General features: G+C 31.0%; 23 protein-coding genes. 2 read left to right on the top strand and 21 right to left on the bottom strand.

The annotated features are described in order from the left end of the window. Positions 1–710, top strand: a 710-nt coding sequence (locus U9R42_08580; GenBank protein ID MEA3496077.1) for a PKD domain-containing protein, incomplete at its 5' end; no start/stop codon positions are given. Between the two features lie 51 nt (positions 711–761). After that, the gene (locus U9R42_08585) at positions 762–2,336 is read left to right on the top strand and encodes a hypothetical protein (GenBank protein MEA3496078.1); all 1,575 of its coding nucleotides are present in this window, start codon (positions 762–764) and stop codon (positions 2,334–2,336) included. A gap of 254 nt (positions 2,337–2,590) precedes the next feature. Here the strand turns inward: U9R42_08585 and rplQ are convergent, their stop codons facing one another. From rplQ to rplP, 21 genes are all read right to left on the bottom strand, one after another. Continuing rightward, entirely contained in the window at positions 2,591–3,310 is a 720-nt protein-coding gene (gene rplQ / locus U9R42_08590; GenBank protein ID MEA3496079.1) for a 50S ribosomal protein L17, read from the bottom strand. Positions 3,311–3,314: 4 nt separating this feature from the next. Further along, complete coding sequence (locus U9R42_08595; GenBank protein MEA3496080.1) at positions 3,315–4,307, bottom strand: DNA-directed RNA polymerase subunit alpha; 993 nt, start codon at positions 4,305–4,307, stop codon at positions 3,315–3,317. Between the two features lie 10 nt (positions 4,308–4,317). Beyond that, positions 4,318–4,920 carry a 30S ribosomal protein S4 gene (gene rpsD, locus U9R42_08600; protein ID MEA3496081.1) on the bottom strand — a complete coding sequence of 201 codons (603 nt, stop codon included), beginning with the start codon at positions 4,918–4,920 and terminating at the stop codon, positions 4,318–4,320. A gap of 27 nt (positions 4,921–4,947) precedes the next feature. Beyond that, entirely contained in the window at positions 4,948–5,343 is a 396-nt protein-coding gene (gene rpsK, locus U9R42_08605) for a 30S ribosomal protein S11 (protein ID MEA3496082.1), read from the bottom strand. 4 nt (positions 5,344–5,347) lie between these two features. Continuing rightward, entirely contained in the window at positions 5,348–5,731 is a 384-nt protein-coding gene (gene rpsM / locus U9R42_08610) for a 30S ribosomal protein S13 (GenBank protein MEA3496083.1), read from the bottom strand. A 3-nt stretch (positions 5,732–5,734) separates the two neighbouring features. Continuing rightward, complete coding sequence (gene ykgO / locus U9R42_08615; GenBank protein MEA3496084.1) at positions 5,735–5,851, bottom strand: type B 50S ribosomal protein L36; 117 nt, start codon at positions 5,849–5,851, stop codon at positions 5,735–5,737. Positions 5,852–5,856: 5 nt separating this feature from the next. Beyond that, a complete protein-coding gene (gene infA, locus U9R42_08620) occupies positions 5,857–6,075 on the bottom strand; it encodes a translation initiation factor IF-1 (protein MEA3496085.1) in 219 nt (72 codons plus the stop codon). 67 nt (positions 6,076–6,142) lie between these two features. After that, entirely contained in the window at positions 6,143–7,507 is a 1,365-nt protein-coding gene (secY, locus tag U9R42_08625; GenBank protein ID MEA3496086.1) for a preprotein translocase subunit SecY, read from the bottom strand. Then, on the bottom strand, positions 7,508–7,957 hold the full coding sequence (rplO, locus tag U9R42_08630; protein MEA3496087.1) for a 50S ribosomal protein L15: 450 nt from the start codon (positions 7,955–7,957) through the stop codon (positions 7,508–7,510). It abuts the gene before it with no gap. Then, positions 7,957–8,145 carry a 50S ribosomal protein L30 gene (gene rpmD, locus U9R42_08635; protein ID MEA3496088.1) on the bottom strand — a complete coding sequence of 63 codons (189 nt, stop codon included), beginning with the start codon at positions 8,143–8,145 and terminating at the stop codon, positions 7,957–7,959. The genes rplO and rpmD overlap by 1 nt, the downstream gene beginning before the upstream one ends. A 4-nt stretch (positions 8,146–8,149) precedes the next feature. After that, on the bottom strand, positions 8,150–8,665 hold the full coding sequence (gene rpsE / locus U9R42_08640) for a 30S ribosomal protein S5 (GenBank protein ID MEA3496089.1): 516 nt from the start codon (positions 8,663–8,665) through the stop codon (positions 8,150–8,152). Between the two features lie 19 nt (positions 8,666–8,684). After that, a complete protein-coding gene (rplR, locus tag U9R42_08645) occupies positions 8,685–9,047 on the bottom strand; it encodes a 50S ribosomal protein L18 (protein MEA3496090.1) in 363 nt (120 codons plus the stop codon). A gap of 11 nt (positions 9,048–9,058) precedes the next feature. Beyond that, on the bottom strand, positions 9,059–9,619 hold the full coding sequence (gene rplF / locus U9R42_08650; protein MEA3496091.1) for a 50S ribosomal protein L6: 561 nt from the start codon (positions 9,617–9,619) through the stop codon (positions 9,059–9,061). Between the two features lie 13 nt (positions 9,620–9,632). Further along, on the bottom strand, positions 9,633–10,028 hold the full coding sequence (rpsH, locus tag U9R42_08655; GenBank protein ID MEA3496092.1) for a 30S ribosomal protein S8: 396 nt from the start codon (positions 10,026–10,028) through the stop codon (positions 9,633–9,635). A gap of 16 nt (positions 10,029–10,044) precedes the next feature. After that, a complete protein-coding gene (gene rpsN / locus U9R42_08660) occupies positions 10,045–10,314 on the bottom strand; it encodes a 30S ribosomal protein S14 (GenBank protein MEA3496093.1) in 270 nt (89 codons plus the stop codon). A 6-nt stretch (positions 10,315–10,320) separates the two neighbouring features. After that, a complete protein-coding gene (rplE, locus tag U9R42_08665; GenBank protein MEA3496094.1) occupies positions 10,321–10,878 on the bottom strand; it encodes a 50S ribosomal protein L5 in 558 nt (185 codons plus the stop codon). A gap of 2 nt (positions 10,879–10,880) precedes the next feature. Then, complete coding sequence (gene rplX / locus U9R42_08670) at positions 10,881–11,216, bottom strand: 50S ribosomal protein L24 (protein MEA3496095.1); 336 nt, start codon at positions 11,214–11,216, stop codon at positions 10,881–10,883. Positions 11,217–11,220: 4 nt separating this feature from the next. Continuing rightward, positions 11,221–11,589, bottom strand: a complete 369-nt coding sequence (gene rplN / locus U9R42_08675) for a 50S ribosomal protein L14 (protein ID MEA3496096.1) — start codon at positions 11,587–11,589, stop codon at positions 11,221–11,223. Next, on the bottom strand, positions 11,590–11,859 hold the full coding sequence (gene rpsQ / locus U9R42_08680; GenBank protein ID MEA3496097.1) for a 30S ribosomal protein S17: 270 nt from the start codon (positions 11,857–11,859) through the stop codon (positions 11,590–11,592). Next, positions 11,849–12,061: a 50S ribosomal protein L29 gene (gene rpmC, locus U9R42_08685; GenBank protein ID MEA3496098.1), complete on the bottom strand. Its 213-nt coding sequence runs from the start codon at positions 12,059–12,061 to the stop codon at positions 11,849–11,851. Before rpmC ends, rpsQ begins: the two co-directional genes overlap by 11 nt. 12 nt (positions 12,062–12,073) lie before the next feature. Then, complete coding sequence (gene rplP / locus U9R42_08690) at positions 12,074–12,493, bottom strand: 50S ribosomal protein L16 (GenBank protein ID MEA3496099.1); 420 nt, start codon at positions 12,491–12,493, stop codon at positions 12,074–12,076. Positions 12,494–12,506 lie beyond the last annotated feature (13 nt).

The raw sequence follows: 12,506 nt of genomic DNA on the forward strand, positions 1-12,506 counted from the left end.
GAGATTCTTTATACTTTCCAATTGATTCAACCGAAGATGAATGTGTAGCAGATTTTTCATTCACGGAAGATGAATTTGATGAAATGACTTATGAATTTACGGATAAATCAACAGCATCTACAAATGCTTCAATTATTTCATGGTCATGGGATTTTGGTGATGGTGGTACCTCGTCATCACAGAATCCTACATATTCTTATACAGAAGAGGGAAGCTATGATGTAACACTTACTATAACAGACAATTTCAACTGTACTAAAACAAGTGATGAAAAAAAAGTAAAAATTAAAACAACTGAATGTTGTAAACGAAGGGGGAAGGCACCACCATATAGAAAAGATTATACTGGAGGTGAAAAAGAATGGTACTTATGGACAAAAGGATGGAAAAATTTTTTTGTATTATTTACTGGTATCGGTGCTAGCACAAAAAATTTTCATAGACAAAATAATAAATTCAAAAAGAATAAAGCTGATGAAATATATGCTTCTTATGGTGGTAAAATTTATTATGAGGATTGTGAGACTGAAGCACCTGTCAGTAAGCCCTCACGAAAATATAATAAAAAATGTGTATCAGTGGATATAACTCTTTGGATAGATGGTTCAAAGATAAAAAGTAATTCTTTGGGATGTTCGCATGATATCAAAGATGAAGGCTATGAGCTTGATGAACCATATTTAAGAATAATAACTCCAAATTGTAATTAATTAACATACCGCACAAAAGTAATTGCTTTTGTGCGGTTAATTTATAAAATTATGAAACTATTTATAACAACACTAATAATATTTTGTTTTACTACATCAGATATAAAAGCACAAGAACTAAGAAGGATTAATTTCAGTATTAATGTAAATAATGTATTTACTTACCCTCATGTTGAGAATTATTATGGTACTAATGTTGGGAAAATAGAAGCACGTATCGGAACAGGAAGACAACTTGAATTTAGAACTAATGTGAGAATTGCTGATAATTATACTGCTTTTACAGGTATTTCACTTTTAGGTTATAGAACAAAAACAGTTTTTTATTATTTCAAATATTATTATCCTTCTACTAAACCAACTTTATTCCACTATCCTCCTGATATTGTTCGGCACATGTTAACAGAAATACCCTTAGGTCTTTCAAGGTCATGGCATTTGACTGAACAATTTTCGCTTTCTGCAGAACTTGGAATGAAATTGTCAGTTATTGAAGCATTGGATGTTCCTATGGGTTTTGAGAAAATTTCACTTTTAGAATCAGGTGATAGTTCTCATTTTTGTTTATTACAAGATTATTACTCTAATGAGCCATATACTTATTTTGACAAGAAAAAAACTCTTTTTTATAAGTATTTTAGTGAAATTAATATTTATAAAAAATTAAAAAATCAAAATCTTTTGGGACTTGGATTAAATTATACAGGTGCATTTTACAGAAAAACTAAACCTCAGGTGGAGGGTTATAGTTATTTTTATTATTACGACAAATTAAGTGGTAAAGGATATATGCGTAATTCAGGTTCATATCTTGGAATAAAGATTTCTTATGTTTTTGGTCGTGCTAAAAGTAGCCACGCTCCATTATTTGATAAAGTACAAAAAACTGATGAACTTAGAAGGATTAATTTCAGTTTAAATCTTAATAATGCATTTACCTACCCTCATGTTGAAAATTATTATGGTACTAATGTTGGAAAAGTTGAGCCACGCCTTGGAATAGGATGGCAACTTGAATTTAGAACTAACTTAAGAATTGCTGATAATTATAATGCTTTTATGGGGTTTTCGCTTTTAAGATATAAAACAATAACCAAACATTATTATTATTACCATCCTTCTATAGTTAATTTTAATATTTTTCCATTTAAAACGAAATCTTTATTAACAGAAATTCCCTTTGGTATTTCAAAATCATGGGATTTATCTGAAAAGTATTCATTGTCAGCAGAACTTGGAATAAAATTGTCAGTTATTGAACATATGATTAGTGATTTTTCTGTAGGTAAACCAATAATAGCAAATGTAGGTGATACGAATCATCATCTTTTGTATTTCCAAAATCTATACACTAACAACGATTCTTTATTTAATAAGAAAAAACCACTTTATTTTAAATATTTTGGTGAAATTAATATTTATAAAGAATTAAAGAATCAAAATCTATTAGGATTTGGTTTGAATTACACAGCTGCATTTTTTAGAAAAACTAAACCTCAGGCGGAGGGTTATAGTTATTTTTATTATTACGATAAATTACGCGGTGAAGGATATATACGAAATTCAGGTTCATATCTTGGAATAAAGATTTCTTATATTTTTAGACTTGCTAAAAAGAAAAAATAAAGCCTTATGGTTTTTCCTGTTTTCCGCACTTTTTTGCAACACCCACATTAATAAATAATAATCAATACTATTTTAGTAATTTTGTAATCTGTGGATCTGTCTTTGACAGACGCAGTCTTTACTTTTAGCATGTCTTCGACAGACGAAGCCTGTGGCAAATTTGATTACCCACAGTATTTGACATAAAACCAAAAAAAACCTCATAAAAATATGAGGCTTTCTTAAAATATTTGAAGCTTTTTTAAAAAGCAATATTATTTTTTATCTGAATCTTCTTTTTTGTCTTCACTTTCAGCTTTCTTTTCCTTTGGTTCTTCTTTTGCCTTTGGCTCTTCTTTCTTTACTTCATCCTTCTTTTCTTCTTTCTCAACTTTCACTTCTTTTTTTGCTTCAGGCTTATCTTCTTTCTTTTCTTCCTTTTTTGCTTCTGGCTTTTCCTCTTTTTTTGCTTCGGTCTTTTCTTCTTTCACTTCAGCTTTTTCCTCTACATTAGCTTTTGCCTCTTCAGTAGTTTCTTTTGCTACTTTATCAGTAGTTAATTGTTCTGAAGTGGATTTACGTCCTCGCCTTGTTCTCTTTCTTCCTGTTGATTTTTTCTCATCTTTAACATAAATATCGTTAAAGTCAACTAGTTCAATGATACAAGTTTCAGCATTATCTCCTAATCTTTTACCAAGTCTTATAATTCTTGTATAGCCACCAGGTCTATCAGCAATTTTTTCAGCTACTACATCAAACAATTCTTTTATAGGATGTTTGTCTTTCAATAATTTAAAAACATTTCTCCTAGATTCAGTAGTATCTGTTTTTGATTTTGTGATGATGGGTTCAACGTATTTTCTTAAAGCTTTTGCTTTAGCAACAGTCGTTGTAATTCTTTTATGCAGAATTAAAGATGTTGCCATATTAGCCAACATTGCTTTTCTATGGGCTGATTTTCTGCCCAGATGATTAAATTTCTTTCCGTGTCTCATTTCTTTACTCTTCTTCGTCTAAATTATAAAGAGAAACATCCATTCCGAATGTTAAACCTTTTTCTCTAACTAGTTCTTCAATTTCAATAAGTGATTTTTTTCCAAAATTTCTAAATTTCAGTAAATCACCAACGTCATAATTTACTAATTCGCCTAAAGTTCCAATTCCTGCAGCAGCTAAACAATTGTATGCTCTAACAGAAAGGTCAAGATCAGTAAGTGTTGTTTTGAGTAATTTTCTCATTTGTAAAAATTTCTCATCAACTTTTCTTTTTTCTTTCTTGATATCTTCATCAAGAGTAATCTTTTCTTCAGAAAATAATGCAAAATGTTGCATTAATACTTTTGCTGCTTCCTTTAGTGAATCTTCAGGATGAATTGAACCATCTGTATGAATCTCTATCTTTAATTTTTCGTAATCAGTATCTTGCCCTACTCTGTAATTTTCAACAGAATAATTTACTAATTTTATTGGAGAAAATATTGAATCAAGTGTAATTACGCCAATTGGTGCATCTAAAGGTTTGTTCTCATCAATGGAAACGTATCCTCTACCTCTTCTTACATCAATTTCCATGTCTAATTTTACTGACTTTTCCATTGAACAAATAACATGTTCAGGGTTAAGCACTTCAAAACTATTAGAAGCTTTTCCAATATCTGTAGCTGTAAAAGTTTCTTGTCCTTTTATTGAAACAAATATTTTTTCTTCGCTTTCATCAGTGAGTGGTTTAAATCTAACTTCCTTTAAATTTAAAACTATGCTTACTACATCTTCCACCACGCCTTTAATTGTGGCAAATTCCTGTTCAATACCTTCAATTTTGATATTAGTAACAGCAAAACCTTCTAATGATGAGAGCAGTACTCGTCTAATCGCATTCCCGATTGTAACTCCATAACCTTTTTCTAAAGGAAAAAATTCAAAATTACCTTTGAAATCCGATGCTTTCTGCATCACAACTCTTTCTGGTTTTTGAAAAGGGATTAATGTCATATTTCTATTATTATAATTGCTTAGAATAAAATTCAACTATTAAGTTTTCCCTGATATTTTCAGGTATTTCTTCTCTTTCAGGATAATTAACAAACTTTCCTAGTTTGTTTTCATCATCCCACTCAAGCCATTTAAAATTTTGTTTTCTTCCTGCTAATGCATCTTGTATTGCTTCAAGAGATTTAGATTTTTGTCTAACTTCAATTAAATCTCCGGGACGTAAACTATATGATGGAATATTTACTACTTGTCCATTAACAGTAATATGTTTATGTGAAACTAATTGTCTTGCTCCTGCACGTGTTGTAGAAATTCCTAAACGAAAAACAGTGTTATCTAACCTTGACTCAAGAAATACTAATAAGTTATCTCCTGTTTTGCCTGGTTTACTTGCAGCTTTCACAAACATTTTTCTAAACTGACGTTCTAATACGCCATAAGTGTATTTAGCTTTTTGTTTTTCTGTTAATTGAATTCCATACTCGGTAACTTTTTTTCTACCTCTTCTGCCCTTGCCATCTGCACCTTTTTTTCCTAAAGATTTATCAGGTCCAAAAATCGGATCTTTAAATCTTCTTGCAATTTTTGACTTGGGTCCTATATATCTAGCCATATTATACTAATTCTATTGTTATCAAATTTATACTCTTCTTCTTTTTGGAGGTCTGCAACCATTATGAGGAATTGGTGTTGTATCATGAATTCCTGTAACTTCAATTCCTGCATTATGAATTGATCTTATAGCAGCATCTCTACCTGAACCTGGTCCTTTTACATAAACAGTTGCTTTTCTCATTCCAAGATCGTAAGCAACTTTTGTACAATCCTCAGCAGCTCTTTGAGCAGCGTAAGGTGTGTTTTTCTTTGAACCTCTAAAGCCCATTTTTCCAGCTGATGACCAAGCAATTACTTGTCCTGCGGAATTAGTAATAGAAACAATTACATTATTAAAAGTAGCTTTAATATAAACGTTACCAATTGGTTCAATACTGACCTTGCGTTTTCTAGAAACCGTTCTTGTTCTTTTCTTTCCCATTTAATTAGCCTTTACCTACTTGTTTTTTATTTGCAACAGCACCTTTTTTCTTTCCTTTTCGAGTTCTTGCATTTGTGTGAGTTCTTTGCCCTCTAACGGGTAAACCTTTACGATGCCTTACTCCTCTGTAACAATTAATATCAATTAATCGTTTAATATTCATCTGAACCTCAGTTCTTAATTCACCTTCGGTTTTATACTCATCACTAACAATATTCCTGATTGCAATTAATTGTTCATCTGTCCAATCATCTACTTTTGTTTCAAAATCAACTTTAGCATTTGCTAAGATTTCTTGGGCTGTAGATTTTCCTATTCCAAAAATGTATGTTAATGCAACATCACCTTTTTTATTGCCCTGAAGATCAATACCTCTTATTCGTGCCATTTTTTATCCTTGTCTTTGTTTAAATCTTGGGTTTTTCTTATTAATTACATATAAAACACCTTTACGTCTTACAATCTTGCAATCCTCACTTCTTTTTTTTATTGATGGTTTTACTTTCATAACTTTTACTTATATCTAAATGTTATTCTTCCTTTTGATAAATCATAGGGTGACATCTCAACTTTTACTTTATCACCTGGTAATATTCTAATGTAATACATTCTCATTTTTCCTGAAATATGAGCCAATATTTCATGCCCATTTTCCAATCTAACTTTAAACATAGCATTTGGAAGTGCCTCTGTTACCTCACCATCTTGTACTATCATCATTTGCTTTGCCATGTCTTTATTCCATTTTTTATTGAGCGTGCAAATTTACTAATAATTTATTAATAAATATTTCATAATTTTACATTCTTCTTGCTCCACCACCTGCTCTTCCTTTTATTTTTCCTGATTTCATTAATCCATCATAATGACGCATCAATAAATGACTTTCTATTTGTTGTAAAGTATCTAATATTACCCCGACCATAATTAATAATGATGTTCCTCCAAAAAACTGAGCAAACTGAGAGTTAACTTTAAACAACATTGCAAATGCAGGCATAATTGCAACTAATGCTAAAAATATGGAGCCAGGAAATGTTATTCTACTCATTATTTTGTCAATGTAATTTGATGTTTTTTTACCGGGTTTTATTCCTGGGATAAATCCTCCATTCCTTTTTAAATCATCTGCAATTTGAACAGGATTTATTGTTACCGCAGTATAAAAATAAGTAAACAATATAATCATTATTGCAAAAGTAAAATTATACGGAAAAGAAGTGAAATTATTGAACGCTCCTGCTATTCCACTCCAAGCTGATGAGTTAGGAAAAAATTGTGCTACTGTTGAAGGAATAAACATTAGTGCTTGTGCAAAAATAATTGGCATAACTCCGGCAGAGTTTACTTTTAATGGTAAATACTGTCTAACTCCTCCATATTGTTTGTTTCCAACAATTCTTTTTGCGTATTGCACAGGTATCCTTCGCACTCCTTGAACCAATAGTACTGTTGCTAGTATTACAAATAATAGTGCAACTATTTCGAGGAAGAATACTACTAATCCACCTCCTGCTTCTCCTAATCTTGTATCAAATTCGGCAACAAGTGCCATTGGTAATCTGGCAATAATACCTATCATAATAAGTATTGAAATACCATTTCCTATTCCTTTGTCAGTAATTTTTTCTCCAAGCCACATCACAAACATTGTTCCTGTTGTAAGAATTATGATGTTTGTAAACATAAAGAAAAATGGAGACATCAATTCAGGATTTGTTTCACTAATAATTGCAAAACTTGCCTGAGCACGTAAGTTGGATAAAAATGCAACTGATTGTGTAGCTGTAACAATAATAGTAAGAACTCTGGTAATTTGATTTATTTTCTTTCTTCCAGATTCACCTTCACGTTGTAATTTCTGAAAGTATGGTACTGCGATTCCAAGTAGCTGTATTACAATAGATGCTGAAATATAAGGCATAATACCAAGTGCAAAAATTGATGCACGAGAAAAAGCACCACCTGCAAACATATTAATTAGTCCCAAAATTCCTTCTGTTGCTTGTTTTTGATAACTTGAAAGTGCATTGGGATCAACACCTGGTAAAACTATATATGAACCAAGTCTATAAATTAATATAAAACCTAAAGTAAAAAGAACTCTTATCCTCAGGTCTTCTATTTTCCAAATATTCTTTATTGTTTGAATCAGCTTTAACATCTATTTTGATTTTTTAACTGTACCACCTATTTTCTCAATAGCTTTTTGTGCATTTTTAGAAAATGCATCTGCTTCAATTTCAATTTTACTTTTCAGTTCACCATTAGCAAGAATTTTTATCAATGATTTTTTTGATGCAATTCCGTATTTTATGAACACCTCTTTATCAAATTTTTCAATTTTATATTTTTCAATCAATTGTTGTAAGTTTGATAAATTAACAGGAACATATTCTTTTCTGTTTCTATTTTTAAATCCAAATTTTGGAATTCTTCTTTGCAAAGGCATTTGTCCTCCTTCAAAACCAATTTTTTTACTATAACCTGATCTTGATTTTTGACCTTTATGTCCTCTAGCAGAAGTGCCACCTTTTTTTGAACCTTCGCCTCTTCCTAGACGTTCTTTTGTTTTGGTGGAACCTTTTGCTGGTTTTAAATTACTTAAGTCCATTACTTTTTGTATTCAATTTTTACTAAATGACTAATTTTATTAACCATTCCAAGAATTGGTGGAGTTGCTTTATGAACAATTTTACTATTCAATTTTCCAAGGCCTAATGCTTTAGCAGTAAGCTTTTGTTTTTTGTGTCTATCAATCAAACTCTTAATTAGAGTTATTTCAATTTCCTTTTCCTTCATGGTTTTATCCGTTAAATACTTTATCAATACTAATACCTCTTATTTTTGCAATTGTTTTGGCATCTCTTATTTCCGTTAAAGCTTTTACTGTTGCTTTTACAACACTGTGAGGATTAGATGACCCTTTTGATTTTGCAAGAATATCTGCAACACCTGCACTTTCAAGTACTGCTCTCATAGCACCACCAGCAACAATTCCTGTACCTGGTGAAGCAGGTTGGATATATACTTGTGCACCTCCATATTTTGCTTCTTGCTCATGTGCTATTGTACCATTTACAACAGATACATGGATAAGATTTTTCTTAGCATCATTAACACCTTTGTTAATAGCTTCGGTAACTTCTCTGGCTTTACCTAATCCAAATCCTACAATACCGTCACCATTGCCAACAACGACTATTGCTCCAAAGCTAAAAGTTCTACCACCCTTTGTAACTTTAGTTACTCTTTGAATGCTAACAACTCTTTCTGAAAGCTCAATTTCACTTGTTTTTATTCTATTAATATTTCGATCCATTACAGAATTTCCTTTTCAATTAAAATTTTAAACCACCCTTTCTTGCACCTTCGGCTAAAGCTTTTACTCTTCCATGGTATAAATAACCATTTCTATCAAAAACAACGTTGTCTATTTTTGATTCAAGAGCATTTTTTGCTACTAATTCACCTACTAAACTTGCAATTTCAGTTTTTGTTTTTCCTTTTTTATCTATCTCTTTTTGTAAAGAATTTGCTGAGGCTAATGTGTAACCTGTTGAGTCATCTATTGCTTGAGCATAAATTTCTTTATTACTTCGAGAAACAGTCAATCTAGGTTTTGTAGAAGTTCCTAACACTCGACTTCTGATACCTTTTTTGATCTTCTTTCTTCTTTCTATTTTACTTTTAAAATTTCCCATTCTAAATAATTTTATCCTTCAGTTGCTGCTGCTTTTCCTGCTTTTCTTCTAATAACTTCACCTTTATACTTAATTCCTTTTCCTTTATAAGGTTCTGGTTTTCTAAGTTTTCTTATTCTTTCGGCAAGTTGACCTATCAATTGTTTATCATGACTTTCTAAAATAATAACAGGTGGTTTACCTTTTACGGTTTCTGTTTTAACTTTTACTTCTTGTGGAATTATAAAAACTATATCGTGAGAAAATCCAATATTCAATTCTAATTTTTGTCCTTGACTATTTACTTTATACCCAACTCCAATAACTTCCAATTCAATTTTATATCCATTAGTAACTCCTTCAACCATGTTTGCAATTAACATTCTGTAAAGTCCGTGCATTGATTTATGTCTTTTTAAATCAGTAGGTCTTTCAACGGTCAATACATTTCCTTTAATAACAATTTTAATTTCAGGCTGTACATTTTCAGTAAGTTCACCTTTAGGTCCTTTTACTTTTATTTCATTACCTTTTGAAACTTCAATTTTTACACTCTCTGGTATATTTATAGGCATTTTTCCTATTCGTGACATCTTCTTCTTTTTTTTAATAAACGTAACAAAGTACTTCTCCACCCACATTTAATTTTCGGGCTTGTTTATCAGTAATTATTCCTGATGAGCTTGAAATTATTGAAATTCCCAATCCGTTAATTATTCTTGGTAAATCTTTTGACCCTGAATAATTTCTTAATCCCGGAGTACTTATTCTTCCAATTTTTTTAATAGCAGGTGTTCCTGTTTCTCTATCATATTTTAATGCAATTTTAACAGTTCCCTGCACATTTTTATTTTTATCTTCTTTATAATTTAGGATATATCCATTTTCGTAAAGAATTTTTGTGATTTCAAGTCTAACATTTGAGCGAGGAATTTCCACTACTTTCTTTTTTGCCTTCATGGCATTCCTTATCATTGTTAAGTAATCTCCAATTGTATCCATAGTTTTTCTCTTAAATTTACCAGCTTGCTTTTTTTACACCAGGTACTTTTCCTGCTAGTGCTAATTCTCTAAAAACATGTCTGCTAACACCAAATTTTCTACTATATGCTCTTGGTCTTCCTGTTATCTGACATCTATTTCTAACTCTTACAGGTGATGCATTTTTAGGTAATTTATCTAAAGCTACATAATCACCGGCAGCTTTTAATTCTGCTCTTTTGCTAGCATATTTTTTTACCAACTCCCTTCTTTTTCTGTCTCTAACAATTACTGATAGTTTTGCCATTATTTTTTAGTCATTTTGATTTTTAAAAGGGAAACCTATTTCTTTTAAAAGATGATAAGCTTCTTTATCTGTTTTTGCAGTAGTAACAATAGTAACATCTAAACCTGTTATTTTTCCTACTTTGTCAAGATTGATTTCAGGGAATACAATGCTTTCTAATATTCCCATAGAGAAATTCCCCCTACCGTCAAAACCTTTGTCGCTAATACCTTTAAAGTCTCGTACACGAGGAAGTACAATTGAAATAAATCTTTCTACAAATTCCCACATCATATCACCTCTCAAGGTTACTTTTGCACCAATTGGCATTCCTTCTCTTAATTTGAAATTTGAAATTGATTTTCGAGCATAAGTAGGAACTGCTTTTTGACCGGTAATCACTTCAAGTTCTTCAACTGCCTTATCAACTAATTTTTTATCAGTTACAGCTTCTCCAACTCTTCGATTTAGCGATACTTTAACAATCTGGGGGATTTCCATTTCATTAACATAACCCAGTTCTTTTATTAAAGCAGGTCTAACTTTTTCGTTGTACTTTTTTCTATATTCCGGAGTTATTTTCATTGTTAAATTTCCTCACCTGTTTTTTTTGAATATCTTACTAGTTTACCTTCATCATCACGTTTTTTACCAACTCTTGTTGGCTCAGAAGTTTTAGGATTGATTAGCATTAAATTTGATATATCAATATAAGCTTCTTTTTTTATGATTCCTCCATCCTGATTTTCCTGACTTGGTTTGGTATGTTTAGTAATAATATTTATTCCTTCAACAATTGCTTTATTTTTTTCTCTATTTAAAGAAAGAACTCTACCTTTTTTACCCTTGTAATTACCTGAAATAGCAATTACAGTATCTTCTTTCTTTATTTTTATTTTCCTACTAAATTTTTGATTTTTCATTATTCTATATTACTTCTGGTGCTAATGAAACAATTTTCATATATTTTCGATCTCTCAATTCTCTTGCTACTGGTCCAAAAATTCTTGTGGCAACAGGTTCATTGGATTCATCAAGTAAAACACATGCATTCTCATCAAATCGGATATATGAGCCATCTTTTCGTTTTACTTCTTTTCTAGTTCTAACAACAACGGCTTTAGAAATAGTTCCTTTTTTTATTGTTCCACTAGAAACAGCTGATTTAACAGTAACAACAATTTTATCACCAACCGATGCATATCGTCTTTTTGAACCACCTAAAACATTTATACACAGTACTTCTTTTGCACCACTATTATCAGCAACTTTTAATCTACTTTCTTTTTGTATCATCTACTTTGCTTTTTCAAGAATTTTAACCAAACGCCATCTTTTTGTTTTACTTAAAGGACGGGTTTCCATAATTTGAACAACATCTCTTTCATTGCACTCATTTTTTTCATCATGAGCATGGAATTTAGAGGATTTTCTAATAATTTTGCCATAAACAGGATGAGTAACTCTTCTCTCAACCATAACAACAATAGTTTTATCAGCTTTATTGCTAAAAACCTTTCCAACAACGGTTTTTCTACTATTTCTTTTTACTTCTTTATTTTCCATCAGTTCCGTCTTTTGATAATTCACGTTTTTTTAATTCTGTTTTCAGTTTGGCCACTTGCCTCCTTGATTTATTAATCTTTTGAGGATTGTCAAGTGGAGAAACAGCATGAGAAATTTTTAGTTTTGTGTAGTTTTTTTGTTCTTCTATCACAAATTCCTTTATCTCCTTTGTCGTCAAATCTCTTATTTCCGAATATTTCATTTTATTATTTTATTAAGCTGACAAATCTTTTCTAGAAATAAATTTTGTAATTACTGGTAATTTTTGAGCTCCTAATGCTAAAGCTCTTTTTGCAATGTCTTCATTCATGCCTTCTAACTCAAAAATTATTTTACCTGGTCGTACAGCAGCAACAAAATATTCCGGTGCACCTTTACCTTTACCCATTCTAACTTCAGCAGGTTTTTTTGTAATTGGTTTGTCAGGAAATACTCTAAGCCACAATTTACCTTCTCTTTTTATGTATCTCATTATTGCAACACGAGCAGCTTCGAGCTGATTAGATGTCAATCTAGTTGGCTCTAGGCTTTTTAAAGCATAAGTACCAAACGCTATTGTTGTTCCTCTAGTAGCTATTCCTTTTATTCTACCTTTTTGTACTTTTCGGTATTTCGGTTTTTTTGGTTGTAACATCTTCTATTTTTTT

The sequence above is a fragment of the Bacteroidota bacterium genome (assembly GCA_034723125.1).
Taxonomy (GTDB): domain Bacteria; phylum Bacteroidota; class Bacteroidia; order CAILMK01; family JAAYUY01; genus JAYEOP01.